Below are 24981 nucleotides of genomic sequence, written 5' to 3'. Positions count from 1 at the left end.
CAGTGGGGCGTCAGCGGCTGGTGTCAGCGGCCTGCGGGGGAGAGGCCGAGTTGGCGGCCGGCCAGGCCTCGGGGGCGGCCGCCCAGGGTGGCCGCGATCTGCGTGAGGACCTGCGCTGCGGGCGTTTCGGGGTCGGTGACGGCCAAGGGGTTGCCCAGGTCGCCGCCGCTGCGGAGGCGCTCGTCCAGGGGGATCTCGCCGAGGAGCGGGATCTTGTAGCCCAGGCGTGCGGACAGGGTCTCCGCGACCCGCGTGCCGCCGCCGCTGCCGAAGATCTCGATCCGGTGCTCGGGGCCGCAGTGCGGGCAGGGCAGGAAGGACATGTTCTCGACCACGCCCGCGACCCGCTGGTGCACCATCTGCGCCATCGTGCCGGCCCGCTCGGCCACCTCGGCGGCGGCTTCCTGCGGGGTCGTCACCACGATGACCTCGGCGCTGGTCAGCCGCTGGCCGACCGAGATCGCGATGTCACCGGTGCCGGGCGGCAGGTCGAGCAGCAGGACGTCGAGATCGCCCCAGTACACGTCGGCCAGCATCTGCACCAGCGCGCGGTCCAGGATCGGGCCGCGCCAGGCGACCACCTGGTCGCGCTTCGGCTTCAGCATGCCGATCGAGATCACCTTCACGCCGTGCGCGGGCACCGGCATGATCATGTCGTCCACGGCCGTCGGCCGCTCGTCCGCGACGCCGAACATCGCCGGCACCGAGTGCCCGTAGATGTCCGCGTCCAGTACGCCGACCTGCAGCCCCTGCAACGCCATCGCGGCCGCGAGGTTGACCGTCACCGAGGACTTGCCCACACCGCCCTTGCCGGACGCGATCGCGAACACCTTGGTCAGCGAGTCCGGCCGGGAGAACGGGATCTCCTTCTCCGCCACGCCACCGCGCAGCTGGGTCTGCAGGGCTGCCCGCTGCTCGGCCGACATCACGCCCAGGTCCACCTCGACCCCGGTCACGCCGTCGAGTTTGCTGACCGCGGCGGTCGTGTCGCGGCGCAGCGTGTCCTTCATCGGACAGCCTGCGACGGTCAGCAGGATCCGGACCGCGACGACGCCGTCGTCACGGACGACGACCGACTCGACCATGCCCAGGTCCGTGATCGGCTTTTTGATCTCCGGATCCAGTACACCGCCGAGCGCCGTGGTCACCTGATCAGCAGTGGGAGCCATACCCCCAGGCTACGTGCTCGCCCGAGCCGCTCCGACCACGGTCCATGTGACGTAGGTCCGCCAAGGCAACCCTTACTTCACAGGCCGGGGGCGCCGTAGATGGGGAACCAGCGGGAGAGGTCCTGCTCGAAGCGGAGGTCGGTGCCGATGACCGACTTGATCTGGAGTTCGGTGGCGTTGTCGCGCCGGTCCTGCCCAGCGGGGACGAACGGGTACCAGGAACCGCGCTTGTAGAGGTAGACGAGCCCCAGCGACTTGCTGCCGTTGGTGAAGGCGACGAGCGTGCACAGCAGCGCTGATCCGAAGCCCGCGTCGACCAGTGAGGTGTTCACCGCGTGCAGGTCGGTGACCAGGCCCTCGACATCGTCCGGAGTGGTCTGCCGGACCAGCCAGGTGAAGCCGTACGAGTCGGTGTGGCTGGTGAACTTCCCGTTGTCGAGCGCGAGCAGGTTGTCCACCTCCTCGCGCAGGGTCGAGAATCCACCGCCCTCGGCCGCCTTGAAACAGACCGATCCACTTCCGGTCGGCCGGTAACCGGCCGCCGTGTCGAGCGTGATCGCGGCCGACGGAAGCGAGAACAGCTGGTCGAGGTTCGGCGGGACGGCTTTGCTCCGGCCGAGCAGGATGTCGAGAAGGCCCATGACCTAAGCTTGCTCGCCCAGCTCGCGCGACAGCACACCGAGGCGGTCGAGGCGTGTCTCCAGCGGCGGGTGAGTGGACAGCAGCGAGGACAGGCTCTTCCCCTGGCCCGAGATCGCCGGGGCGAAGAAGAACGCGTTAAACGCCTCCGCCTGGCGCAGATCGCGCGACGGTATCCGGGCGATGTCCCCGCTGATCTTGGTCAGCGCGGAGGCCAGTGCCGATGGTCTGCCGGTCAGCATGGCGCCGGCCCGGTCCGCGGCGAGCTCGCGGTAGCGCGACAGCGCCCGCGTCAGCAGGAACGAGATCGCGTAGACGACGACGGACACCAGGATCACGGTCAGCACGATCACCGCCGCGTTCTGGTCGCGGTTGCGGCTCAGCCCGCCGTACAGGCCGAAGCGCGTGATGAGGCCGGCGAGTACGCCGAGGAACGACGCGATGGTCATCACCGCGACGTCACGATGGGCGACGTGGGACAGCTCGTGCGAGAGGACGCCTTCGAGCTCGTCCGCGTCGAGCCGGCGCATGATCCCGGTGGTCACGCAGACGACCGCGTTCTTCGGGTTGCGCCCGGTCGCGAAGGCGTTCGGCAGGTCGACGTCGGCGATGGCGACCCTCGGCTTCGGCATGTCGGCCAGGGCGCACAGCCGGTCGATCGCGCCGTGCAGTTGCGGCGCCTCCTCCGGGCTGACGATCCGCCCGCGCATCGCGTACAACGCGATCCGGTCCGAGAACCAGTACTGCACGAACAGCGCCCCGGCCGCGATCACGACGGCCAGTACGGCGCTCCCGGTCAGCGCGATGAGCAGCGCGACGAACGCGACGTACAGCAGACCGAGCAGGAAACTGGTCATCACCATCCGGCGGCTGAGGCCGCGATCAGGCGCGAATCGAGTCTTCATTCCACGTCCTTCCTCACCTGATAGCGAGAGTATCTCGGCTCCAAAGAGGTCAGACGCGGTCGTCCTCGCGGCTCTTCAGGTCCAGATCCGCGAGCAGTGCGCGCAGCTCGGAGCGGAGGAAGTCGCGGGTCGCGACCTCGCCGACGGCCATCCGCAGCGAGGCCATCTCACGGGCCAGGAACTCCATGTCAGCACGGGTCCGGGCGTCCACGTCACGGTCGCGTTCGTACTGCACCTTGTCGCGCGCCTCCTGCCGGTTCTGCGCCAGCAGGATGAGCGGAGCGGCGTACGACGCCTGCAGGCTGAGCGCCAGCGTCAGGAAGATGAACGGGTACTGGTCGAACCGCAGGCTCTGCGGCGCGAAGATGTTCCAGGCGACCCAGGACACGATCGTCGCGGTCATGTAGACCAGGAACCGCCCGGTGCCGAGGAAGCGGGCGATCCGCTCCGACAGCCGCCCGAACGCGTCGGCGTCGTACGACGGCCGCGGCACGAACGTCCGCCGCCAGTCCCGCGGTACGTCGAGCCGCGCCGTACTGCGCAGGCGGCGGTCGTCGGTGCTGCGGTCGTCACGAGGCATCGTGGTCCACCTCCTGCGAGTCGTTGTCGCCGGGCTGATCGGATTCACGCCAGTCGTCGGGCAGCAGGTGGTCGAGTACGTCGTCGACCGTGACCGCACCGAGCAGCCGGCCTTCGTCGTCGAGCACCGGTGCCGCGACCAGGTTGTAGGTCGCCAGGTACTTGCTGACCGTGGTCAGGCTGTCGTCCGGCCGCAGCCCGTCCAGATCGGTGTCCAGTACTACGGACACCAGCTCGGAAGGTCGTTCGCGGAGCAGCCGCTGGATGTGGCCGATGCCGATGAACCGGCCGGTGGGAGTCTCCAGTGGCGGCCTGCAGACATAGATCATCGCGGCCAGCGCGGGACTCAGATCGGCGTTGCGGACCTGGGCCAGGGCGTCCGCGACGGTCGCGTCCGCCGGCAGGATCACCGGCTCGGACGTCATCAGTCCACCGGCGGTGCGCTCTTCGTAGGTGAGCAGACGACGTACGTCCTCGGCCTCGTCCGGCTCCATCAGCGTGAGCAGGGCTTCGGCGGTCTCGGTGGGCAGCTCGGCGATCAGGTCGGCCGCGTCGTCCGGTGACATCTCCTCGAGCACGTCCGCCGCGCGCTCGGTGTCCAGGCCGGCCAGGATCTCCACCTGGTCGTCCTCGGGCAGCTCCTCCAGTACGTCGGCCAGCCGCTCGTCCTCCAGTGCGGCCGCGATCTCCTTGCGCCGCTTGGGCGACAGATCATGCAGTACGGCGGCCAGGTCCGCGGCCTTCATCGAGTCGAACGCAGCCAGGATGTGGGTCGCGCCCTGCCCCTCCTCGACCTGGGCGAAGCCACTCACGTCGGCCCAGTCGAACACATGCGACTGCCCGCGCCGCCGGAACCGCTTGCCGCCCTCGCGCACCGCCACCTTCGACAGCACCCAGTCCCGGGTCCGCCACTGCTCCATGGCCATGTCGAACACCACTGCTGTCGTGCCGGTCTCGAGGACGGTGACAGTGCGGTCCAGCATCTCGCCGAGCACCAGCACCTCGGTCGGGCGCTGCTCGAAGCGGCGCATGTTCACCAGTCCGGTGGTGGTGACGTGTCCGACGTCGACGTTGGTCACCCGGGTCATCGGCAGGAAGATGCGGCGCCGGGTGAACACCTCCACGACCAGACCGAGCACCCGCGGCGGTTGCGTACCCTGCCGCATCATCGCCACGACGTCGCGGACCTTGCCGACCTGATCCCCGTTCGGGTCGTACACGGGGAGACCGGCCAGCCGAGCCACGTACACGCGCGACGGTGAGCCACTCATGGTCGAAGGCTAACCCGCCGGGGTGGAGTCTCAGCTCAGGCGCGGGCGGCGGCGGATGCGGCGGTGCAGGGTGACCGGTGGCTTGCCTCGGGTGGTCGCCTTGGTGCCGATCGGCGCTTCGGCCCGCGGAGTGGCGTCGTACCGCCCGGCGGCCTCGGTGATCTCACCAGTGGGCTCGAGCACGAGGAGGTCCGCTTCGGTCTTCCAGCGCTCGAGTTGCGTGTCCAGTCCGGCCGCGTTGAGCCGCTCGGTGCGCAGTACCTGGGCGGCCGTCGTCCACTCGTCGCTGCCCGGCTCCAGCCGTCGTACTGTCGCCTTCCAACTCGCCAGCCGGTTGGTGGCGGGCTTGGCCGGTACGACGACGTCCGCGGAGCCGGCCGTCGCCAGTCCGGGCAGCGGCTGCTCCGCGCTCTCGGCCGCATCCGCCAGTACGACGTACTGGCCGTCGACCGTGGCGAACCAGGCCGGCGTGGGGCGTCCGCCGTTCCAGGACAGCCAGACGAGGCCGGCCTTCTTCATGACACCGGCGATCTCGGCGGCAGCGTCCTCGATGGTCACGGACCAAGGTTGTCACACCGGCGCGTCCTCCGGGGCGCGGTGAAACCGGACACACTCCACGGCGAAGTGAGCCCGATCACCGGACCTCGCCGCGGGTTCGCCGTACGCTGCCCGTGACCGGCGGGTAACCCGAGTTGGAGGACGACGGCGATGGCTGATCAGACAACTACCTTGCGCAGCAGGCGGTCCTGCCTGGCCACGCCGGGGTCGAACCCGCGGTTCCTGGCCAAGGCGAAGGGCCTGGACGCCGACCAGGTCTTCCTCGACCTGGAGGACTCCGTCGCGCCGATCGCCAAGGTGGACGCGCGCAAGAACATCGTGGCCGCGCTGAACGAAGGCGGCTGGGGGACCAAGATCCGAGTCGTCCGGGTGAACGACTGGACCACCGAATGGACGTACGCCGACGTGATCGAGGTCGTCGCCGGCGCCGGCGCGAACCTCGACTGCATCATGCTGCCGAAGGTGCAGACCGCCGAGCAGGTGGTCGCGCTCGACCTGCTGCTCACCCAACTCGAGAAGGTGCACGGCTACGAGCCCGGCCGGATCGGCATCGAGGCGCAGATCGAGAACGCCCTCGGCCTGACCAACGTGAACGCGATCGCCACCGCGTCACCCCGGGTCGAGACGATCATCTTCGGCCCGGCCGACTTCATGGCGTCGATCAACATGAAGTCGCTGGTGGTGGGTGAGCAGCCGCCCGGGTACGACGTCGGGGACGCGTACCACTACATCCTCATGCAGATCCTGATGGCCGCGCGGGCCCACGGGAAACAGGCGATCGACGGTCCGTACCTGCAGATCAAGGACGTGGACGGCTTCCGCCGTGTCGCCGGCCGGTCCGCCGCGCTGGGCTTCGACGGCAAGTGGGTGCTGCACCCGGACCAGATCGCTGCGGCGAACGAGGTGTACTCGCCGCGGCAGGAGGACTACGACCACGCCGAGAACATCCTCGACGCCTACGACCACTACACCTCCGCGGCCGGCGGGGCTCGCGGAGCGGTCATGCTCGGCGACGAGATGATCGACGAGGCGTCCCGCAAGATGGCGCTGGTGGTCTCGGCCAAAGGTCGTGCCGCCGGGATGACCCGCACTGACATCTGGCAACCGGCCGAGTAGTTCCCGACGCGGCCGAACCTCAGCCCCCGACCTGCGCCACGATCGCCAGCAGGTGCCCGTCGGGGTCCGGGAAGAAGGCCATCCATTCCTCGACCCCGTTGTCGTGTTTGTGGATCAAGTGCGGCGCGGTCTCGAACTCGACGCCGCGCGCCAGCAGGTCGTCGTACGCGGACTGGATGTCGTCGACGCGGAAGTACAGCACCGACGGCTCACCCACCGGCCCGTCGTTCGCGCTGAGGAACAACCGGGTTCCGCCGCAGTCGAAGAACGCCAGGTCTCCGAAGGTGTAGAGATGCGGCAACCCCAGCGTCCCGCCGTAGAAGTCGACCGCGGTCTGGATGTTGCTGACCGGTCGTGCGATCTGTCCGATCGTGCCCAACTGCAGAACCATGTCCGAGCCTCCTTGTCCGTGCAGAGCGCTGTCGGCGGGCACGCCGCGCCAGCTGCGAAGCTCGGCCCGGCGTTCCAGGCCGAGCTTCAGCAAGGCGTTCGCGACGTGGAACTTCACCGCGTCGAGGCTCACCCCGCGGCGCCGGGCGATCTCCCGGTTCGACATGCCGTGCCGGACCGCGTGCACCACCTGCCACTCCGCCGGCGTCAGTACGTCGGGATGCCTCGGTCGTCCGCGAGTGCCCACGAGGCTCAAGGTAGCCCCGCAGGCACCCGAATTACCCTCCCCCGCAGCGCAGGAGGGTCAGAAGGACCAGACCTTGTAGATGCGGATGGGCTTGACCGGCGGGCCGTCCTGGTCGGGGTCGGCGATGCCGGCGGCGACCATGCGGTCGAACGTGGACATGCCGGCGATCACGTGGCCGAGGACGGTGTAGTTCGGGTCGATGTTGGCGAACGAGTGGACGACGAAGAACTCACTGCCGTTCGTCCCCGGACCCTGGTTGCCGTAGGCAACGGTACCGCGGGGGTACGTCTCCTGCCCGGTGACCTCGTCGGGGAACTTGTACCCCGGGCCACCCTCCTCCTGCCGGTAGATGTCCCCGCACTGCAGGACCCCGAGCCGGGCCGAGTTGGTCAGCCGGAAGCACTGGGTGAGGTCGTAGAACCGGCTCTTCACCAGATGCACGAAGTTGTGCACCCCGCACGGGGCGTTGGCCCGGTCCATCCGTACGACGAACGGTCCGTAGTTCGTCACGAAGAACACGTCGATCGTGCCCTTGGCCTTCGCGGTGGCCGACGGAATCCGCACCGGTTTCGCCGCCGGATTCTCCGGCGTCGGCGTGAACTCACACTTCACCACCGGCTTCGGCCGGTGCGCCGGCGTCGCCGACGCGGTCGTCGTGGTCAGCGTCGCGGCAACCAGAGTGGCCGCGATCAGGGCGGTGATTGATCGCTTCATTCGCTCACGGTAGTACTTTCATCGCTCTGTGCAGAGGTTCTTCAAGCTTTTCGCCGTGGACTCGATCTCGTCGCCTTGGCCGCCTAAGGTGTTGCGGTCCGCTGCGGAAGGTGTTGTGTGTGAACGGCGAGGTACTGGCAGGGCGTTACCGGTTGCTCACCCTGCTGGGCAGGGGTGGCGCGGGTGAGGTGTGGAAGGCCGAGGACACCGTCCTGGCCCGCCAGGTGGCCGTCAAGCTGCTCCGCCGGCTCGAGGGCGACCCGATGGACGCGGCCGAGCGGTTCCGGGCGGAAGCGCAGGCGGCCGCGCGGCTGACCCATCCGAACGTCGTCGCGACGTACGACGTCGGCACCGAGGGTGAACACGTGTTCCTGGTGATGGAACTCGTTTCCGGCCCGGATCTGGCCCAACTCATGCGTACGGCGGGCCTGCCGAGCGGGGAACTGGTCGCCGACATCGCGACCCAGGGTGCGCGCGCTCTGGACGCGGCCCACGCTGCCGGGATCGTGCATCGCGACGTGAAGCCCGCCAACCTGATGCTGGCGGCGGACGGCACGCTCAAGATCACCGACTTCGGCATCGCCAAGCGCGCGGGCAACGAGACGACCGGTCTGGGTGTCCTGCTCGGTACGGCGTCGTACGTGTCGCCGGAGCAGGTCCGCGGCAAGTCGGCCACCCCCGCCAGCGACTGGTACTCCTTCGGCTGCGTCCTCTACGAGCTCCTCAGCGGTACGCCGCCCTTCACCGGCCAGACCGTTGACGTGGTGATGCGCCAGCACCTCGAGACACCGCCGCCGCCCATCCTGCGGACCGACGTACCGGTCGAGCTGGCCGGCCTCGTCACGCATCTGCTGGCCAAGGACCCCGCTGCCCGACCGTCGTCGGCTGCTCAGGTCGCTGCCCTGCTGACGCCATCTCCAGCACACAACGCGACGCAGGTGCTGTCTCTCCCCGCACCGGCGACCGATGAGCCAGGCGAGCACACAGACGCGGCCGAGGATGTGGTCGGCGTGGGCCACTGGGAGGACGAGTCCGCCGAAACGGGCACGCACCGGGCACCTCGCAAGGCGTTCCCGCTCGCGAAGGTGGGTGTGGCCGCCGCGGTCGTGCTGGCTGCGATCACTGGGGGCCTGCTGCTCCGCGAGAGTGTGACGAACGAGCCGCCGGCGCAGGCGGGTGGGACGCCGTCCGCGCCGGTGCAGAAGGTCTCGGTCGCACCCAAGACCACGTCGCAGCCGACTCCGACGCCCTCGAAGACGCCGTCGAAGAAGCCGAAGCCCACGCCGACTCCGAAGGAGACGCACCAGAACCCGCAGGCGGCGCTGGTGCAGAGCTTGCGGACCCTGGCCGCGCAGGTACGCGCCACCCAGCAAGGGAGCCGGAGCAAGGCTCCGCGGGAGGCGGCGCACGACCTGGACCGGGCCGCGGAGGCGCTGGACCACGGCGACACCCAGTCGGCCGCCGAGAACTTCTACGACGCCAGGAAGCGGCTGTTCGAGGCGCAGCAGCAACACCGCTGGCGGGCGACCCCGCAGATCGCGGCGTTGTTCGGCGCGATCAGCGGGGCGCTGCCCAACCCCAACGACAATTCAGGCGACGGTTCACGCGACGAGTGAGCCACGCGACGGTGAACGCGTGGCCAGTGTCACAGCGGGTGTCGGCTGGGTGCCGGGATGCTGAGAACCGCGATACTCGCGGGTAAGGCCAACTCCCGAAGGAGCCGACGATGAGCAGGTTGCAGCAGACCGACGGGCTGACCGACATCCAGGAGGAGATCCTCAAGACGGTCCGCGCGTTCGTCGAGTCGGAGATCCTCCCGGTCGCGACCGAACTGGAGCACCGCGACGAGTACCCGACCGAGATCGTCGAGGGCCTCAAGGAGCTCGGCCTGTTCGGCCTGATGATTCCGGAGGAGTACGGCGGCCTCGGCGAATCGCTGCTCACCTACGCACTGTGTGTCGAGGAGATCGCCCGCGGCTGGATGAGCGTGTCCGGCATCATCAACACGCACTTCATCGTGGCGTACATGCTGCTCCAGCACGGCACCGACGAGCAGAAGCGGAAGTACCTGCCGCGGATGGCGACCGGCGAGGTCCGTGGCGCGTTCTCGATGTCCGAGCCGGGCTGCGGCTCCGACGTCGCCGCGATCAAGACCAAGGCGGTCAAGGACGGCGACGCGTACACGATCAACGGCCAGAAGATGTGGCTGACGAACGGCGGCTCCAGCAACCTGGTCGCCGTACTCGTGAAGACCGACGAGGGTCAGGACTCGGTCTACCGGAACATGACCACGTTCCTGGTCGAGAAGGAGCCCGGGTTCGGCGTGGTGGACATGGGCCTCAGCGTGCCGGGCAAGATCGAGAAGATGGGCTACAAGGGCGTCGACACGACCGAGCTGATCTTCGACGGCTACCGGATCGACGCGGGCCAGATCCTCGGCGGCGTACCGGGCAAGGGTTTCTACCAGATGATGGACGGTGTCGAGGTCGGCCGGGTGAACGTCGCCGCCCGCGGCTGCGGCGTGGCGCGGCGGGCGTTCGAGCTCGGCATCTCGTACGCGCAGCAGCGGGAGACGTTCGGCAAGAAGATCGCTGAGCATCAGGCGGTGCTGTTCCGGCTGGCCGACATGGCGGTCAAGGTCGAGGCCGCGCACGAGTTGATGGTGAAGGCGGCGCGGAAGAAGGACAGTGGTTCGCGCAACGACTTCGAGGCCGGCGTAGCGAAGTACCTGGCCAGCGAGTACTGCTCGCAGGTCGTGGAGGACTCGTTCCGCATCCACGGCGGCTACGGCTTCTCGAAGGAGTACGAGATCGAGCGCCTCTACCGCGAGGCCCCGATGCTGCTGATCGGCGAGGGTACGGCGGACATCCAGCGGATGATCATCGGCCGCCGGTTGCTGGAGGACTACAAGCTCTGACCGGACAGGCCGGCACGCTGGGCCGACAGGCGGGGCGGTGCCGGTCGGCGTCCAGCGTGCCGCGGAGGGGTGGCTAGACGGTCACCCGAAGCTCCGAGGGCGGCTGCCGGGTCTTACCCGAGCCGTGGCCGGACAGCAGCCAGATCCCCAGCTGGGTGATCTCGTGACGGACGGACGCGCCGTCCCGGCGGGTGGTGATCAGGCCGGCCTCCCGCAGGACCGTGGCCTGGTGGCTGGCCGCGGCCGGGGAGATCTTGCACCGCTTCGCGAGCTCCGTCGTCGTACAGCCGGCGACGGCGGCCTCCAGCGCGGCCGCACGGGTCGAGCCGAGCAGCGAGCCCAGCGCGTCGGTCGACGGCTCCGGCTCCGCGGACCCCTGCCGCAGGATGCCCGGCGCGTGCTGGATCGGGTACACCAGGATCGGCTTCAGCTCCGGGTCGCGCAGCTTGGTCGGCACCTGCCAGCAGAACGCCGACGGCTGCAGTTCGATGCCGCGCCCGTCCAGGTAGAGGTCGCGGTCGTTCATGTCCAGCACCTGCAGGACCGGCGCCACCCACCGGACCCGCGGGTGCAGCGACGAGAGCAGCCGGTCCACCCCGTGCCGGGCCAGTGCCTCCCCGCGGTGTGCGTGATCGGCCGACACATGTGTCCCGATCGACTTCCAGTACGGCGCGATGGCGGCCGCGTGGTACGTGCGGATCGCCCGGCCGAGCTTCTGCAGCGAGGAACGCTCGCCCTGGGCCAGCTCCCGCGTCCACGGGGAGACCGGACGGTACTTGCTGAGCAGGTCGAGCTGGCTGCGGATCTGCTGCCGCGGCGTGGCCAGCGTCAGCTCCAGCGCGGTCTCGAAGTCCGGTGCGGGCTCGTCCGGGGTGAGGAAGTCGGGGGAGTACCCGCGTAGCGGGGTCAGCTCGAGCAGGAGCCGCATCTGCTCGGGAGCGACCTTCGCCCGCACCTGCCGGCGCCAGTCCTCGAAGATCAGCCGCCCGTCGGAGTGCTGCAGCATATGGAGGCTGAGCAGCACCTCCCACAGCGGCGCGGGGTCGGTGGCGACCGTGACCCGGGTCAGATCACGCGGTGTGAAATGAATACGAAGCACGGCACAGCCCTCCCTGCCTACCGAGACGCCGAACCCATCACGACATCCCCCGATGCCGCCGGTCGCAGAATGTGGCGGTCTGCTGACCGAACGCGATGGCCGCATTCAATCAAGGGCGCCGAGCCGTCCACAACTGTTGGAACATTCCAAACGAGTGGCACTCGTGGCCATGGCAGAAGGTTGCCAACTCGTGCGTGACGCTGTATTGGAACCCCGGCCTCAGAGCCAGTGGTTTCGCTTGAACAATCGGTAAAGGACCGTGCACGCGGCGAACATGATGCCGAGGACCACGAAGTAGGCGTACTTCAGGTGCAGCTCGGGCATGTTGTCGAAGTTCATCCCGTAGATGCCGGCGATCATCGTCGGGACGGCGAGGATCGCCACCCATGAGGAGATGCGGCGCATGTCCTCGTTCTCGGCGACCTGAACCTGGGCCAGCCCGGCCTGCAGGATCGAGCTGAGCAGCTCGTCGAACGAGATCACCTGCTCCTTCACCCGCAGCAGGTGGTCGTCGACGTCGCGGAAGTAGTTCCGGGTCTCGTCGGCGATCAGCGGGTGGCGCAGCGTCGAGAGCGCCCGCATCGGACCGGTCAGCGGAGCCACCGCCCGCTTCAGCTCCAGCACCTCGCGCTTGAGTTGGTAGACCCGGTCGATGTTCCGCCAGCCGCGCGGGCTGAACATCTCCGTCTCGATCATGTCGATGTCCGCCTGGACGGCGTCCGTCACCTCGAGGTACCTGTCGACGACAAGGTCCGCGATGGCATGCAGTACGGCGCCGGGACCGAGGGCGAGCCGCTCCGGCTGTCCCTCCAGGGACTGCCTGAGTCCGGTCAGCTCACTGTGCTCCCCGTGCCGGACCGTCACCACGAAGCCGGGTCCGCAGAACACCATCACCTCACCCGATTCCACCACTTCGCTGGTGGCGGTCAGGTCCCCGTGCGGGACATACCTGACTGTCTTCAGTACGGCGAACAACGTGTCGTCGTAGCGCTCGAGCTTCGGGCGCTGGTGGGCCTCGGTGGCGTCCTCGATGGCCAGGGCGTGCAGTCCGAACTCCGCACCGATGATGGCCAACTGGCGGTCATCGGGTTGGAACAGACCGATCCAGACGAACCCCTGACCCCGCTTGGCCCGGCTCAGCGCCTCCGTATAGGAGTTGATCCTGGAGTCGCGCCGGCCGTCACGGTAGAACGCCCAGTCGACCAGTGCGCCGTCCAGCTTCCCGCTGGCGACCAGGTCCACCGGTCCCGGGCCGTCACCGCCCGAACGCCGGGCGAAGACTCGTCCCATCCGGCGTGTCGCGCCTGTGTCCCACCGTCGCCCGGCCATCACCGGCGAGGCTATCAAGGCGCGGTAACCAGCCGTCGGCAATGATGGGGGTGACGAACGTGGAGAGGAACGACGATGACCCCGCAGGGCATGCCCTCGATGGACCCCCGGCCGAGTGGCCTGACGATCGGGACGTACGACACCTACCGGGAGGCGCAGCGAGCTGTCGACTACCTCTCGGACGAGAAGTTCCCGGTCGAGCACACGACCATCGTCGGCAACAACCTCCGTCAGGTGGAGAAGATCACCGGCCGGCTCACCTGGGGCCGGGCGCTCACCGCCGGACTGGCCAGCGGTGCCTGGTTCGGTCTGTTCGTCGGCCTGCTGCTGGGCCTGTTCACGACAGGTAACTGGCTCGCCGCGCTGCTCACCGGTGTGGTGCTGGGTGCCTTCTTCGGTCTGGTGTTCGGCGGCCTCGGCTACGCCCAGTCCGCCGGCCGGCGCGACTTCACCTCGCGGACCGCGGTGGTCGCGACGACGTACGACGTACTGTGCGACTTCAAGTTCGCCGAAGAGGCGCGGAACCACCTGGCCAAGCTTGCGCTGAAGGGCGAGGTCAGCCCGCGCCTGCCGGAGCACCAGGCCACGCAGCAGCCGGCCACGCAGCAGCCGGTCGAGCCACTGCAGCGGCCGCACGACTGAGGCTCCGCGGTGGGAGGTGACCTATCTCTCCTGCCGGTGAGAGCCACACCACGGACCGGGGACGCCCGGATTCGGCAGCATGGGGGGTCCATCGGGTTCAGGAGGAGCCGGCATGCAGTTCGGGCGTAGCTATGAGGAGTTCGAGGTCGGTGCTGTCTACAAGCACTGGCCGGGCAAGACGGTGACCGAGTACGACGACCACCTGTTCTGCCTGCTGACGATGAACCACCACCCGCTGCACCTGGACGCGCGCTACGCCGGCGAGACCACCCAGTTCGGCAAGAACGTTGTGGTGGGCAATTACATCTACTCGATCCTGCTCGGCATGTCGGTGCCGGACGTCAGCGGCAAGGCGATCGCGAACCTGGAGGTCGAGTCGCTGCGGCACGTGGCCCCGACCTTCCACGGTGACACGATCTACGGCGAGACCGTCGTACTGGACAAGTGGGAGTCGAAGTCGAAGGACGACCGCGGCGTCGTGTACGTCGAGACCAAGGGCTACAAGCAGGACGGCACCGTCGTCTGCCTCTTCCGCCGCAAGGTCATGGTCCCCAAGAACACCTACCTGGAAGCCCGGGGCGGGGAACAGCCCGGCCGCCCCACCCCGGCTTCCTAGCCCCGACCACCCCCGCCCGCACCGACCACCCATGCGCGCCCCTCCCGCACCCATCTGATGGGCTGACCCACGCCGTAGTGGGTCGGCCAACCGCACGCGGTGGGTCAACCCACTGTCTGGTGGGTCGACCCACGAGCCCGGACCCCGCGTCGCCGTCCTCTCTCCGTGCACCCGCCTTCGCGCCGTCCGGCGTACGTCGCGGGTGCCGGGTGCTCGTTCGTGTGTGGTGGGTCAACCCACGCGTTTGGGGGTTGGCCAACCGCACGCGGTGGGTCGACCCACTGTCTGGTTGGTCAACCCATCAGCGGGTGGTCAGCAGCAGTCGGGGGTGGCGGGTTTCAGCTCAGGAAGAGTTCGATCACGGGGACCAGGACGTTCGGTTTCTGGATCGGGAGCTTGAGGGTGAGGGTGTCGGCGGAAGTGCCGCCCATGGTGGTGTTCTGGGCGGTTTGATGGGGGTCGTTGACGATGCGCTTGATCTCGGACGCGTCGTTCAGGAGTTGGGAGTACTTCACCTTGCCGGCCAGGCCGGGCAGGTGGACGTGGCCCATCGGCCACGAGAACAGGTGCAGGTAGAGCCGGTTGCCCTTCTGGGTGAAGCGGCAGTCCGCGGGAGCGGAGTACTCCGCCGGCCTCGCCCCACGCACCGACCGCTCGTGCAGCCGCATCCATTCGCCGATCGATGCCAACGTCGCCAGTGCGCGCGGGTCGAACTCGCCCCGCCCGGTCGGTCCCACGTTCAGCAGCAGGTTGCCGTCCTTGGAGACCGAGTCGACCAGCATCTTCACCAGCAGCTCGGGTGACTTCCAGTCCAGGTTGTCCCGGTCGTAGCCCCAGCTGCCGTTCAGCGTCTGGCAGGCCTCCCACAGCACCGGCTGCCCGTCGCGTTGCATCGGGCCGTCCGGCTGGTACTGCTCCGGCGTGACGAAGTCGCCGGGGATGTCGAGGCGGTCGTTGATCAGGATGTCGGGCTGCAACTCCCGGACCATCGCCATCAGTTCCTCGGACCGCCAGTCGTCGCGGCCCTTGCCGTGCCCGTCGCGGCCGTCGGGGTACTTCCGGCCCGGGTAGGAGAAGTCGAACCACATGATGTCGATCGGGCCGTAGTTCGTCAGCAGTTCGCGCGTCTGCGCATGCAGGTAGTCGGCGTACACCTGGATGTCGCGGCCGGCCGCCTTCGCGATCGCCTCCTCGTCGTCCCGCTGCGGATGCACCAGGTCGATCGGGAACTCGGGATGATGCCAGTCGATCAGCGAGTGGTAGAACCCGACGCCGAGGCCCTCGGCCCGGCAGGCCTCGACGAACGGGCCGACCAGGTCCTTGCCCCACGCGGTCTTCGCGACCGTGTAGTCCGAGACCTCGGAGTCCCACAGGCAGAAGCCTTCGTGGTGCTTGGTCGTGAGTACGGCGTACTTCATCCCGGCCTCGCGGGCGGCGCGGGCCCATTTGCCCGGGTCGTACAGGTCCGGCTCGAAGTGGTCGAAGTACGGCTGGTAGTCCTCGTCGGTCAGCCGCTCGAGGTTCTTCACCCACTCGTGCCGGGCCGGCAGTGAGTACAGCCCCCAGTGGACGAACAGGCCGAACCGCCAGTCACGGAACTTCTCGACGGAATGCGCAGGAGGCGCGTCGGTCATCTCAGATCTCCTCGGAGTAGTTAGCGGCCGCCCAGACCGGTGACGAGCAGGCCGCGGACGAGATGCTTCTGGAGCAGGATCACGAGCAGGACGGTCGGGATCATCGCCATGATCGACGCCGCCATCATCAGGTTCCACTGAGTGCCCTGCTGCCCGCTGAACTGCGCCAGGCCGAGCGGCACGGTGCCCTTGGTCTCGACGCTGTTCACGATGATCAGCGGCCACAGGAAGCTGCCCCAGAAGCTGATGAAGGTGAAGACGGTCAGTACGGCGATCGCCGGACGCGCCAGCGGCAGCATGATCCGCAGGAAGGTGCCGAACGGTCCGCACCCGTCCACCCGGGCCGCTTCCTCCAGCTCGGCCGGGACAGTCAGGAAGAACTGCCGGAGCAGGAAGGTCCCGAACGCGGTGAACGCCCAGGGCAGGATCAATGCCCAGTAGCTGTCCACCCAGCCGAGCGACTGCATCAGCCAGTACATCGGCACGATCAGCACCTCCTGCGGCACCATCAAGGTGCCCAGGAACAGCACGAACAGTTGCTCTCGGCCCCTGAACCTCAGCCGGGCGAACGCGTACGCCGACAGGCTCGAGGCGACCACGACGACGAGCGTCCCGGCGACCGCGACGAACAGGCTGTTCAGGAAGTAGCGGCCGAACGGCGCGAACGTGAACGCGTCGGCGTAGTTCTGCCAGCGGATCTCGGAGCCGAACAGATGCGGGGTCGGGGTGAACACCTCGTCCGCCGGCTTCAGCGAGGTGGACACGGCGTACACCAACGGCCCGAGGAAGAGGAGCGCGACGATGATCAGCAGGATGTGGGACACACTGCTGCGGATCCGGCGGCCGGTCACTGTGACTGCGGTTTCAGACGTCATAGTTCACCCACTTGCGCTGCCCGACGAACTGGATCGCGGTGATGGCCATGATGATCACGAACAGCACCCAGCCGGCCGCGGACGCCAGGCCCATGGTGAGGAACTGCCAGCCCTGGTTGTAGACGTACATCACGATCGTCTGGGTGGACACGCCCGGACCGCCCTGGGTCAGGATGAACGGTTGCGCGAACACCTGGAACGAGGTGATCAGAGTCATCGTGGTGGCGAAGAAGATCGCCGGCGTGATCATCGGCCAGGTGACGTACCGGAACCGTTGCAGCGGACCGGCGCCGTCGATCTGCGCCGACTCGAGCTGCGATTGCGGCACCTGGTCGAGCGCCGCGGAGAAGACCAGGAAGTTGTAGCCGAAGCCCTGCCAGACCGACATCGCCACGATCGCCGGCATCGCCCAGGTGGACGAGCCGAGGAAGTTCGGCGCGTCGATGCCGAACCAGCTCTGCATCCCGCTGTCGATGAGGCCACCGGGCTGGAACAGCAGCTTCCAGACCATCGCGTTGGCCACCATCGGCGTCATCACCGGAATGAAGAACAGCACCCGGAATGCCTGCCGGCCTCTGATCTTCGGCCCGACCCAAACCGCGAGCCCGAGTGACACGACCACGTTCAGCGGCACGTACAGCACCACGAACAGGACCGTGTTCAGCACCACCCGCCGGAACACCGGGTCGTGCAGCAGGTGGGTGTAGTTGTCGATGCCGAGGAACGTGCGCTCGCCGAAGACCGGCCAGTCGAACAGGCTGATCCCCAGTGCCATCAGGGTCGGGAACAGCGTGAACACGGCCAGCCCGGCCAGGCTCGGCCCCAGGAAGATCCCGGCGTACCGGCCGTCCCTTCGCAGCGCGGGCCGCCGCCCCGCCCGGACGGCGCCCGAAGGCGGCGCACCGGGCGGAGCGACGATCGTGGTGTTCGTGGCCATCAGGACCCTGCGCCCGCCTGGTCCTGGATGGTCTTCAGGGCCTGCTCCGGCGGGATCTCACCGTTCAGGGCCTGAGTCCCGAACCGGCTGAGCAGGTCGGCCACCTGGACCCAGTTCTTCGAGGTGACCAGCGCGACCGAGTTCTCGGACGCGTAGTCGATGACCTCCTTGGCTTCCGGGATCTTCGCGGCGGTGAACCAGGCGGGGTGCGCGACGGTCCGCGCCGGGTACGCGCGGCCGGCCGCGGCCAGCGTGGTCAGCGGCTTCTCACTCGTCATCGACTGGATCGCCTGGAACGCGGCGTCCGGCGTCTTGCAGGACCGGGAGATGCCGAAGCCCGAACCGGCGGTGAAGGTCTTCGAGCCCTCCGGACCGGCCGGGATCGGCGCGATCCCGAGGTTGAACTTGACCTTGCCCATGGTGTCGATCAGCGACCACGGACCGTTCAGCTGCATCGCCGACTTGCCGGAGACGAACTGGGTGGTCTCGAAGTCGGCGTTACCCGCCGGCACCTGCGGCGCGATCTTGTCGGTCTTGACGAAGTCCGCGTAGCCCTGGAAACCCTCCTCGAACTTCGGGTCGGTGAGGTTCAGCTTGCCGTCGGTCAGCGGCTCCGCGCCGGTTTGGGTCCGCACCCAGGACGTGACGCCGAGATCACCGGGGGACGTCACCAGCCCGGTCTTGCCGGCCGCGGTGAGCTTCTTCGCGGCCGCCTTGAACTCGTCCATCGTCCAGCCCGGCTTCGGGTCGGGGATACCGGCGGCCTTGAACATGTCCTTGTTGTAGAAGATCACCATCGGGCCGGAGTCGTAGGGGATCGCGATCTGCTTCCCGTCCACCTTGAGGCCGTCCATGATCGGCTTGTCGAAGTCCTCGGCCTTCAGGCCGTACTTCTTCATCAGGTCGTCCAGCGGCATCATCGCACTCGCGTACGACGCGGTCCGCAGGCTCTGCATGCCGATGATGCACGGCGCCTTCCCGCTCGCCAGCAGGGTGCCGATCTTGGCCCAGTAGTTGTTCCAGTCCGTGCCCTGGAGCTTGACCGTGATGCCGGCGTGGTCGGTGTGGGCCTGGTCCGCGACCTTCTGCCACGCGGCCTGGTCCTCGGTACCGCCGATCCAGAACTGCCAGGTCAGGTCGGCCTTGTCGGCCGAACCGGACCCGCCACCGCTGCTGTCGTTGCCGCCGCCACAGGCCGCCACCGCCGTCAGAGCCAGTACCGACAGGGCGGCGGTGGCCCAGCGGCGAGCCCGCGCTGGTGTTCCTCTCATCCTGACCTCCAAGGAGAGCTGTGATTCATCCGATCAATATGCCGAAGTCTTGACGAGAGTCAACAGTTCGTGGCCTTATTTCAGGGAAGAAACTCGGCGCTGAGTGTGGGTGCGCCGGGCAGACCTCCGATGTATTGTCCCAAGACATCGGAGGTTTCCGGGCCGAGCAGGGAGGCTGGCATGCGGGTCACCGACGAGGCGATCGACCGGATCAAGCAGATGATCGTGTCCGGCGAACTGCAGCCCGGCGACCGGCTGCCGCGCGAAGCCGACCTGGCCGCGCGCCTCGGCCTGTCCCGGAACTCGCTGCGCGAGGCGGTCAAGGCGCTGGCGCTGATCCGGATCCTCGAGGTCCGCCAGGGCGACGGGACGTTCGTGACGAGCCTCGACCCGTCCCTGCTGATGGAGACGATGGGGTTCGTCCTCGACCTGCACCAGGACGCGTCGGTGCTCGAGTTCTTCGAGGTACGCCGGATCCTCGAGCCGGCGGCGGCCGCGCGGGCCGCGCTCCGGATGCCGGACGAGGACGTCACCGCGCTGCGCAAGCTGCTCGACGACCTCGGCGAGGAACCGTCGGCGGACGACCAGCTCGCCTGTGACGTGGAGTTCCACCGGCTGCTCGCGATCGGCAGCGGCAACCGGGCGCTGGCCTCGATCATCGAGAGCCTGCGTCAGCCGACGTACCGGGCCCGGATCTGGCGCGGTCTGACCCAGACCGGTGCGGTCGCCCGATCGGTGGCCGAACACCGCTCCATCCTCGAGGCCATCGCCGCCCGCGAACCCGAGGTCGCGCGGGCCTGGGCCACGGTCCACATCGCCGGTGTCGAGCGCTGGATCCAGGACGCAGTCGATCTCGACGGGCCTGACCGGGGTGGTGGGGTGGGACTAGCTTCTGGGCTGTAGCTCCACCAGGACAGCGGCGGGCATCGGGAGGGTCAGCTCGAGTGCTGAGCCGTTCCACTCCAGCGGAGTACTGACCATTTGGCTCCGGTCCGCCAGCTCCGTCAGCTGCTCGTCGGAAGGCCAGTCGCCGATCCCCAGGTCGGCGGCGGCTGCGACGAGATCACCGACGCCGATGCCGAGTGTCGTGACGGTGGCCTGCCAGGACGGATCCACGCCGGGCAGCTGCACGTGGACCGTCCTGGACAGTTCCGGTGCCCCCGCCGACTTGGTCTGGTCGAGGGTCAGATTCCACAGCAGTACGGCGATCCGATCGTCATCCTGGGAGGCCCACGCCTCCACCAGACTGCCGCCGCCGTCACCGTTCCACGTCACCGGCAGCTCGACCGGCCCGAGCCGGCTCAGCAGGCTCATCGCGTGGTACCGGGGCTTCGCCAGTCCGCCAACGGTCCGCAAGCCGAAGCCACCATGCAGGAACCGCGGCGGACGGCCGAGCTCCTCGAAGTGGTCTGACGCGACCCAGTACGCGAGCGCGTCGACCCGCCCGGCCGCCGACTTCATCCCGCGCAGCAGGAACACTCCGGAGAACACCGAGTCGTTGATCGGGTTGAAGTGTGTCGGGGTCACGCCCCACTCGGTCCAGAGGATCCGCGCATCGCTGAACCCGTGCCGATCCAGCGACGCCTGCACGTCGAGCGGCGGACTGCCGTAGGTGTGCGTCGAGACGAAGTCCACCGGCGTACCCTCCGCCGCCGCGTGCGCGAGCAGGTCGTCCACCCAGCCCGCCGCGGCCGACGACGGTCCGCCGATGGCCAGCCGCGGGTCGACCGACTTCACGGCGGCTGCGGTCACGTCGTACAGATGCAGGTACTCGGCCTTCGTGCCGGACCAGAAGACCTCCAGGTTGGCCTCGTTCCACACCTCGAAGTCCCAGGTCAGCACCTCGTCGAGGCCGTATCTCTCGACGAGGTGCCGCACCAGCGCGCGGACCAGGTCGTACCAGCGCTCGTACGACTTCGGCGGCGAGATGATCGCGCCGTACGCGAACACGGTCTTGGCCGGATCGCTCGCCAGGTCCCGCGGCATGAACCCGAGTTCGACCACCGGCCGCAGCCCGATCGCCAGCAGCTTGTCGTAGATCGCGTCGACGACGGAGAAGTCGTACGCCGGCTCGCCGTCGACCTCGGCGTACACGCGAGTGTCGTCATGGAAGATCGCATGCGCCCGGACCGTGCGTACGCCGATCTCGTCGTGCATCCGGCGCAGCGCCTGCTCCAGCTCCGCCCCGATCTCGTGACCACCGGTGAGATCTGTGCAGAGCAGCTGACTGAGCCGTTCACTGCCGACCATCGGAACCCAGGGCTTCGGCAGTTCGGTGCCCTCAGCAACCGTGTCGACGGTCACCGAGACCACCGGGACGGTGCCGTCGGCAACCAGTGGTACGGCGCCGACGGTACCGCTCGGACGGCCGCTCGTGGTCACCTCGGGGACGCTCGCGACCGCATAGCGGTACGGCGTCCCCGGCGTGCAGGTGGTGTCGACGTACGGCGGCGCCGGGACCGAGAGGATGTCTCCGCTGTGGTGGTCGACCGGCTCGAGCGGGCCGTGGTCGCCGGTGGACCGCAGGATCAGGTAACCCGCGGCTCCGTCCACCGGCGTCCAGTCGATCGTCACCTGACCGGCGCCGCCGGTCGCGGTGACCTCCTTCGGCGGATCCAGGTCCGGGAAGGTGAACGCGCGCTCCTCGTCACTGCGGAGCGCGATCCGCGCGTCCCAGTCGGTCTTGGCCTCCACCGAGGCGTCGTCGTGCATCAAGCTGACTCCTGTCGTCGTGTCACTCGAGCCCGGACTCGAACTGCTCTATCGCGATCAGCGGCCGGATCCGGCGCTCGACCGTCGTGGTGCTGAAGTTCCGCCGGACCACGTCGTTGGCGAAGACGTTGCCGATGGCACCCATCACCATGGCCTGGTCCAGGGCCAGGTACCGCTGGGCGATCAGCCCGGACCGGACCGCGACCGAGTCGTAGAAGCCGCCGGCGCCGTACGCGTGCAGGTTCGTCTCGATCCGGCGCAGGTTCTCGATCGCCTGCCCGGGCGCGTACTGCATCGCCAGGAACGCGGCGTGCGGGGTGACCACACCGTCGCCGAAGGTGGGATTGGGGTTGACGCCCTCGCGGCAGCCCTCGAAGCCGGCGTCGAAGTTCGTCGCCTCCAGGTCGGACGGGTAGCCGCCGGGGTCCATCCCGATCGCCTCGACACCGTAGACGGAGTACCCGCCCTTCGGGTTCGAGGCCGGCGAGAAGCCCCAGTAGCCGTACTTCGCGTCGTCCAGTCCGTGCTCGATCTGCGCGCGGACCGTCAGCGGGTGGTTGATACCCCAACTGCGCGGCGCCCAGCTGGCCTCGGGGATGAACAGGTCGGGCATCAGCGACTCGAACATGTCGCCGCCCCAGGACGGCACGAGCCGCATCCCGCGGTACGAGTAGGTGCCCTCGAAGACGTCGAGACCGAGGTACGTCCGGTGCACGCCCTTCGGCTTCTGCTCGACCCAGGACCAGTCGCACGAGTCCGGGAACGTCCGGTACGTCGCGAAGTACTGCGTGTGCGGGACCTGGCCGAGCGCGAATCCGATGTAGCCGGCGATCCGGGCTTCGGTGTTGCAGGTGTCGTAGTGGAACTTGCGGTAGTACACGTCCGGCCCGGTGCCGGCGTGGTTGCCCTTGTCGGTCTCCTCGTCCGGCGGCGGGGTCTCGAAGAAGCCGCCGCGCATCAGGCCGCCGGGCCGGGCCGCGGGGTTGTAGTAGTAGGCGAAGTTCATCTTGCCGAGCAGCGAATCCGCCAGCGCGCGGGCTCCCGGCTCGGCGTTGCGGACCACCATCAGCGCGCAGGCGAGCCAGCCGTTGTCGACACTCGAGACGAACGGCGTGATCGGCTTCGTGCCGTCCGGGTCGACGTACCGGACCTCACCGGTCGACTCGTCGTACCAGTTGAAGTACATGCCGCTCGGCTCGTGGTGGTCGACCTTCGACATCGTGGTCAGGGTCTGGGTGATCCGGCGCAGCGACTCCTTCGGCGAGATGATGCCGAGGTGGCGCGCGACGACCGTGCTCCACAGGTAGCCGCCGATGTTGGTGGGGGAGGTGTACTGGCTGCGGACCGGGTTCGTCACCGAGGAGCCGATGTTGTCGGCGGGGAGGCCGGTCTTCTCGTCGGTCATCGCGACCAGGCTGCGCCAGGTGTCTCGCGCCCAGCGGCCGACCAGGGCCTTGTCCTCACGGCCCGGCTTCCAGTTGCCCTTGAGGAGGGCGGCCGGGTCAGGCGTCCCGGCGTACGTCGTGCTTGCGGTGGTGCCGATCAGCGCGGCGGCGCCGCCGGCGGCGAGCAGGGTACGGCGACTGATGTTGGCGGTCATCCAAGTCTCCAGGGGGTCTATTTGAGTCCAGTGATCGCAATGCCCTTGGTCACATGCCGTTGGAAGGCGAGGAACATCACCAGCACCGGCAGGACGACCACGACCGCGCCGGCCATCAGCAGGCCGTAGTTCTGCGCGTTCTGGCCGGTCGAGTACAGCGCCAGGGCGACGGGAAGGGTGTACTTGTCCTCGGTCTGGGCGATCACCAGCGGCCAGAGGAAGTTGTTCCAGGAACCGAGGAAGGTCAGGATGCCGAGCGTGGCCAGGGCCGGTCGCGTCAACGGCAGCATGATCCGGCCGAAGATGCCCAGTTCACTGGTGCCGTCCACCCGGCCGGCGTCCATCAGATCGTCCGGCAGTCCGGAGAAGAACTGCCGCATCAGGAAGACACCGAACGGCGACACCAGGAACGGCAGGATCAGGCCGGGGTAGCTGTTCGCCAGCCCGGCGTTGGTGACGAGCACGAACAGCGGCACGAACGTGACCATGCCGGGGATCATCAGCGTGGCCAGCACCAGCACGAACAGCGCGTCGCGGCCCTTGAACCGCAGCTTGGCCAGCGCGTAGCCGATCATCGAGCAGAACGTCAGGTTCCCGGCCGTCACGACCAGCGCGACCAGGGTCGAGTTGAGGAAGTAGCGCGGGAAGTTCGCCTTGCTGAACAGGTCGCCGTAGTTCCCTGTGGTCGGGTTGTCCGGCCACCAGGTCGGCGGGACGCGGAGCAGTTCGCCCTGCGTCTTGAAGCTGCCGAGCACCATCCACAGGAATGGCGCCGCGACGGCCACCAGGCCGAGCACCCCGATCAGGTAGATCCACCAGGTACGGCGCATCACTTCTCCCTCAGCAGCCGGAACTGGATGAACGTGACCACCGCGATGACGACGAACAGGATGTAGGCCATCGACGTGGCCAGGCCGTAGTTGCCGAACCCGAACTGCTGGTAGGTGTACATCGACACCGACAGCGTGCTGTTCAGCGGACCGCCCTGGGTCATCACCAGCGGCTCCTCGAAGAACTGCAGGTAGCCGATGCCGGTGGTCACGCTGGTGAACAGCACGGTCGGACGCAGCAACGGCAGGATCAGGTAGCGGAATCGTTGCCACGAGCTCGCACCGTCGATCTGACCGGCCTCCTCGACGGTCTGCGGGATGCCCTGCAGCCCGGCCAGGAAGATGATCATCGCGGAGCCGAAGTTGCGCCAGACGGCCATCGCGATCAGCGACGGCATCGCCAACGTCTTCGACGCCAGCCAGTTCGGCCCGTCGATGCCGAACCAGCCGAGCACGGTGTTCAGCAGGCCGGAGTCGGGCGCCAGCACGAACCGCCAGATCACCGCGATCGCGACGATCGACGTGACCACCGGCAGGTAGTAGCCGACCTTGAACAGGCTCTGGAACCGCTTCACACCACGGTCCAGCAGCACCGCGGCCGCCAGTGCGACGACCAGCGTCAGCGGTACGCCGAGGATCACGAAGTACGCCGTGTTGAACGCGGCCTTGCGGAAGGTCTCGTCCGACAGCGCCTTCACGTAGTTGTCGAACCCGACCCCGTTCACCGCGAACGGCGTCCGCAGATCCCGCTGCCGCATGTCGGTGAAGCTCATCCCCAGCGACCCCAGCACCGGCCCGGCCGTGAACGCGAGGAACAGCAGCACGAACGGAAGGACGAGCACCCACGCCGCAACGGTCTGCCGATCCAGCCGCCTGGTGCGGGGACGCGAACGTACCGTGCTCGCTCCTGCACCCGATGGCGGTCCTCCCG

Annotated in this window: 24 protein-coding genes; 6 read left to right on the top strand and 18 right to left on the bottom strand. The window is 68.2% G+C overall.

The genetic code is table 11. The annotated features are described in order from the left end of the window. Positions 1 to 23 precede the first annotated feature (23 nt). From ACGFH6_RS00260 to ACGFH6_RS00235, 6 genes are all read right to left on the bottom strand, one after another. A complete protein-coding gene (locus tag ACGFH6_RS00260; RefSeq protein ID WP_393379101.1) occupies positions 24 to 1169 on the bottom strand; it encodes an Mrp/NBP35 family ATP-binding protein in 1146 nt (381 codons plus the stop codon). 77 nt (positions 1170 to 1246) lie between these two features. Then, positions 1247 to 1810, bottom strand: coding sequence for a hypothetical protein (locus ACGFH6_RS00255; RefSeq protein WP_393379099.1), 564 nt, complete (start codon positions 1808 to 1810; stop codon positions 1247 to 1249). Between the two features lie 3 nt (positions 1811 to 1813). Next, a complete protein-coding gene (gene htpX, locus ACGFH6_RS00250) occupies positions 1814 to 2713 on the bottom strand; it encodes a zinc metalloprotease HtpX (protein ID WP_393379096.1) in 900 nt (299 codons plus the stop codon). A 49-nt stretch (positions 2714 to 2762) separates the two neighbouring features. After that, positions 2763 to 3293: a DUF1003 domain-containing protein gene (locus ACGFH6_RS00245; RefSeq protein WP_393379094.1), complete on the bottom strand. Its 531-nt coding sequence runs from the start codon at positions 3291 to 3293 to the stop codon at positions 2763 to 2765. Further along, entirely contained in the window at positions 3283 to 4563 is a 1281-nt protein-coding gene (locus ACGFH6_RS00240) for a magnesium transporter MgtE N-terminal domain-containing protein (protein WP_393379091.1), read from the bottom strand. The genes ACGFH6_RS00245 and ACGFH6_RS00240 overlap by 11 nt, the downstream gene beginning before the upstream one ends. Before the next feature lie 30 nt (positions 4564 to 4593). Then, positions 4594 to 5121 (bottom strand): hypothetical protein, encoded by a 528-nt coding sequence (locus tag ACGFH6_RS00235; protein WP_393379088.1) that lies wholly within the window; start codon positions 5119 to 5121, stop codon positions 4594 to 4596. 150 nt (positions 5122 to 5271) lie between these two features. Between ACGFH6_RS00235 and ACGFH6_RS00230 the strand changes: the two genes are divergently transcribed. Further along, the gene (locus ACGFH6_RS00230) at positions 5272 to 6237 is read left to right on the top strand and encodes a CoA ester lyase (protein ID WP_131359055.1); all 966 of its coding nucleotides are present in this window, start codon (positions 5272 to 5274) and stop codon (positions 6235 to 6237) included. 19 nt (positions 6238 to 6256) lie between these two features. Here the strand turns inward: ACGFH6_RS00230 and ACGFH6_RS00225 are convergent, their stop codons facing one another. Together ACGFH6_RS00225 and ACGFH6_RS00220 are read right to left on the bottom strand one after the other, a co-directional pair. Further along, entirely contained in the window at positions 6257 to 6874 is a 618-nt protein-coding gene (locus ACGFH6_RS00225; protein ID WP_393379086.1) for a VOC family protein, read from the bottom strand. Positions 6875 to 6931: 57 nt separating this feature from the next. Next, the gene (locus ACGFH6_RS00220) at positions 6932 to 7588 is read right to left on the bottom strand and encodes a peptidylprolyl isomerase (protein ID WP_393379084.1); all 657 of its coding nucleotides are present in this window, start codon (positions 7586 to 7588) and stop codon (positions 6932 to 6934) included. Between the two features lie 119 nt (positions 7589 to 7707). Between ACGFH6_RS00220 and ACGFH6_RS00215 the strand changes: the two genes are divergently transcribed. Further along, positions 7708 to 9204: a protein kinase gene (locus tag ACGFH6_RS00215; RefSeq protein ID WP_393379081.1), complete on the top strand. Its 1497-nt coding sequence runs from the start codon at positions 7708 to 7710 to the stop codon at positions 9202 to 9204. Positions 9205 to 9314: 110 nt separating this feature from the next. Next, positions 9315 to 10505, top strand: coding sequence for an acyl-CoA dehydrogenase family protein (locus tag ACGFH6_RS00210; protein WP_393379079.1), 1191 nt, complete (start codon positions 9315 to 9317; stop codon positions 10503 to 10505). Positions 10506 to 10578: 73 nt separating this feature from the next. Here ACGFH6_RS00210 and ACGFH6_RS00205 read toward each other — a convergent pair whose 3' ends face one another. Continuing rightward, entirely contained in the window at positions 10579 to 11604 is a 1026-nt protein-coding gene (locus ACGFH6_RS00205; protein ID WP_393379076.1) for a winged helix-turn-helix domain-containing protein, read from the bottom strand. 219 nt (positions 11605 to 11823) lie between these two features. Beyond that, positions 11824 to 12933 carry a magnesium and cobalt transport protein CorA gene (locus ACGFH6_RS00200; protein WP_393379073.1) on the bottom strand — a complete coding sequence of 370 codons (1110 nt, stop codon included), beginning with the start codon at positions 12931 to 12933 and terminating at the stop codon, positions 11824 to 11826. Positions 12934 to 13008: 75 nt separating this feature from the next. On the opposite strand from ACGFH6_RS00200, the gene ACGFH6_RS00195 reads away from it, so the two are divergent. Together ACGFH6_RS00195 and ACGFH6_RS00190 are read left to right on the top strand one after the other, a co-directional pair. Continuing rightward, entirely contained in the window at positions 13009 to 13575 is a 567-nt protein-coding gene (locus tag ACGFH6_RS00195) for a general stress protein (protein WP_393379070.1), read from the top strand. A 112-nt stretch (positions 13576 to 13687) separates the two neighbouring features. Beyond that, the gene (locus ACGFH6_RS00190; RefSeq protein WP_393379068.1) at positions 13688 to 14191 is read left to right on the top strand and encodes a MaoC family dehydratase; all 504 of its coding nucleotides are present in this window, start codon (positions 13688 to 13690) and stop codon (positions 14189 to 14191) included. A 338-nt stretch (positions 14192 to 14529) separates the two neighbouring features. Here the strand turns inward: ACGFH6_RS00190 and ACGFH6_RS00185 are convergent, their stop codons facing one another. From ACGFH6_RS00185 to ACGFH6_RS00170, 4 genes are read right to left on the bottom strand one after another with little or no spacing between them, the layout of a single operon-like run. Next, on the bottom strand, positions 14530 to 15825 hold the full coding sequence (locus ACGFH6_RS00185; protein ID WP_393379066.1) for an alpha-L-fucosidase: 1296 nt from the start codon (positions 15823 to 15825) through the stop codon (positions 14530 to 14532). Positions 15826 to 15845: 20 nt separating this feature from the next. Continuing rightward, complete coding sequence (locus tag ACGFH6_RS00180; protein WP_393379063.1) at positions 15846 to 16700, bottom strand: carbohydrate ABC transporter permease; 855 nt, start codon at positions 16698 to 16700, stop codon at positions 15846 to 15848. Beyond that, on the bottom strand, positions 16690 to 17637 hold the full coding sequence (locus tag ACGFH6_RS00175) for a carbohydrate ABC transporter permease (protein ID WP_393379060.1): 948 nt from the start codon (positions 17635 to 17637) through the stop codon (positions 16690 to 16692). Before ACGFH6_RS00175 ends, ACGFH6_RS00180 begins: the two co-directional genes overlap by 11 nt. Further along, entirely contained in the window at positions 17637 to 18908 is a 1272-nt protein-coding gene (locus ACGFH6_RS00170; RefSeq protein ID WP_393379058.1) for an ABC transporter substrate-binding protein, read from the bottom strand. The genes ACGFH6_RS00175 and ACGFH6_RS00170 overlap by 1 nt, the downstream gene beginning before the upstream one ends. 180 nt (positions 18909 to 19088) lie before the next feature. On the opposite strand from ACGFH6_RS00170, the gene ACGFH6_RS00165 reads away from it, so the two are divergent. Then, positions 19089 to 19811 (top strand): FadR/GntR family transcriptional regulator, encoded by a 723-nt coding sequence (locus tag ACGFH6_RS00165; protein WP_393379056.1) that lies wholly within the window; start codon positions 19089 to 19091, stop codon positions 19809 to 19811. On the opposite strand, the gene ACGFH6_RS00160 is transcribed toward ACGFH6_RS00165, so the two are convergent. From ACGFH6_RS00160 to ACGFH6_RS00145, 4 genes are read right to left on the bottom strand one after another with little or no spacing between them, the layout of a single operon-like run. Next, entirely contained in the window at positions 19794 to 21620 is a 1827-nt protein-coding gene (locus tag ACGFH6_RS00160) for a xylan 1,4-beta-xylosidase (protein WP_393379053.1), read from the bottom strand. The genes ACGFH6_RS00165 and ACGFH6_RS00160 overlap by 18 nt on opposite strands. Before the next feature lie 22 nt (positions 21621 to 21642). Beyond that, entirely contained in the window at positions 21643 to 23220 is a 1578-nt protein-coding gene (locus tag ACGFH6_RS00155) for a glucoamylase family protein (protein WP_393379052.1), read from the bottom strand. 17 nt (positions 23221 to 23237) lie between these two features. Continuing rightward, on the bottom strand, positions 23238 to 24050 hold the full coding sequence (locus tag ACGFH6_RS00150; protein WP_393379050.1) for a carbohydrate ABC transporter permease: 813 nt from the start codon (positions 24048 to 24050) through the stop codon (positions 23238 to 23240). Next, positions 24050 to 24892 carry a carbohydrate ABC transporter permease gene (locus ACGFH6_RS00145; protein WP_393379047.1) on the bottom strand — a complete coding sequence of 281 codons (843 nt, stop codon included), beginning with the start codon at positions 24890 to 24892 and terminating at the stop codon, positions 24050 to 24052. The genes ACGFH6_RS00150 and ACGFH6_RS00145 overlap by 1 nt, the downstream gene beginning before the upstream one ends. Positions 24893 to 24981 lie beyond the last annotated feature (89 nt).

It is taken from the genome of Kribbella sp. NPDC049227, assembly GCF_043197265.1.
Classification (GTDB): domain Bacteria; phylum Actinomycetota; class Actinomycetes; order Propionibacteriales; family Kribbellaceae; genus Kribbella.
This window is presented reverse-complemented; position numbering and strand designations above follow the sequence as displayed.

What these genes read in the sequence shown, in the direction of transcription:
- ACGFH6_RS00260 (WP_393379101.1), bottom strand. Translation starts at nt 1,169, where the DNA reads ATGGCTCCCACTGCTGATCAGGTGACCACGGCGCTCGGCGGTGTACTG.
- ACGFH6_RS00255 (WP_393379099.1), bottom strand. Translation starts at nt 1,810, where the DNA reads ATGGGCCTTCTCGACATCCTGCTCGGCCGGAGCAAAGCCGTCCCGCCG.
- htpX (WP_393379096.1), bottom strand. Translation starts at nt 2,713, where the DNA reads ATGAAGACTCGATTCGCGCCTGATCGCGGCCTCAGCCGCCGGATGGTG.
- ACGFH6_RS00245 (WP_393379094.1), bottom strand. Translation starts at nt 3,293, where the DNA reads ATGCCTCGTGACGACCGCAGCACCGACGACCGCCGCCTGCGCAGTACG.
- ACGFH6_RS00240 (WP_393379091.1), bottom strand. Translation starts at nt 4,563, where the DNA reads ATGAGTGGCTCACCGTCGCGCGTGTACGTGGCTCGGCTGGCCGGTCTC.
- ACGFH6_RS00230 (WP_131359055.1), top strand. Translation starts at nt 5,272, where the DNA reads ATGGCTGATCAGACAACTACCTTGCGCAGCAGGCGGTCCTGCCTGGCC.
- ACGFH6_RS00220 (WP_393379084.1), bottom strand. Translation starts at nt 7,588, where the DNA reads ATGAAGCGATCAATCACCGCCCTGATCGCGGCCACTCTGGTTGCCGCG.
- ACGFH6_RS00210 (WP_393379079.1), top strand. Translation starts at nt 9,315, where the DNA reads ATGAGCAGGTTGCAGCAGACCGACGGGCTGACCGACATCCAGGAGGAG.
- ACGFH6_RS00200 (WP_393379073.1), bottom strand. Translation starts at nt 12,933, where the DNA reads ATGGCCGGGCGACGGTGGGACACAGGCGCGACACGCCGGATGGGACGA.
- ACGFH6_RS00195 (WP_393379070.1), top strand. Translation starts at nt 13,009, where the DNA reads ATGACCCCGCAGGGCATGCCCTCGATGGACCCCCGGCCGAGTGGCCTG.
- ACGFH6_RS00190 (WP_393379068.1), top strand. Translation starts at nt 13,688, where the DNA reads ATGCAGTTCGGGCGTAGCTATGAGGAGTTCGAGGTCGGTGCTGTCTAC.
- ACGFH6_RS00185 (WP_393379066.1), bottom strand. Translation starts at nt 15,825, where the DNA reads ATGACCGACGCGCCTCCTGCGCATTCCGTCGAGAAGTTCCGTGACTGG.
- ACGFH6_RS00180 (WP_393379063.1), bottom strand. Translation starts at nt 16,700, where the DNA reads ATGACGTCTGAAACCGCAGTCACAGTGACCGGCCGCCGGATCCGCAGC.
- ACGFH6_RS00175 (WP_393379060.1), bottom strand. Translation starts at nt 17,637, where the DNA reads ATGGCCACGAACACCACGATCGTCGCTCCGCCCGGTGCGCCGCCTTCG.
- ACGFH6_RS00170 (WP_393379058.1), bottom strand. Translation starts at nt 18,908, where the DNA reads ATGAGAGGAACACCAGCGCGGGCTCGCCGCTGGGCCACCGCCGCCCTG.
- ACGFH6_RS00165 (WP_393379056.1), top strand. Translation starts at nt 19,089, where the DNA reads ATGCGGGTCACCGACGAGGCGATCGACCGGATCAAGCAGATGATCGTG.
- ACGFH6_RS00160 (WP_393379053.1), bottom strand. Translation starts at nt 21,620, where the DNA reads ATGCACGACGACGCCTCGGTGGAGGCCAAGACCGACTGGGACGCGCGG.
- ACGFH6_RS00155 (WP_393379052.1), bottom strand. Translation starts at nt 23,220, where the DNA reads ATGACCGCCAACATCAGTCGCCGTACCCTGCTCGCCGCCGGCGGCGCC.
- ACGFH6_RS00150 (WP_393379050.1), bottom strand. Translation starts at nt 24,050, where the DNA reads ATGCGCCGTACCTGGTGGATCTACCTGATCGGGGTGCTCGGCCTGGTG.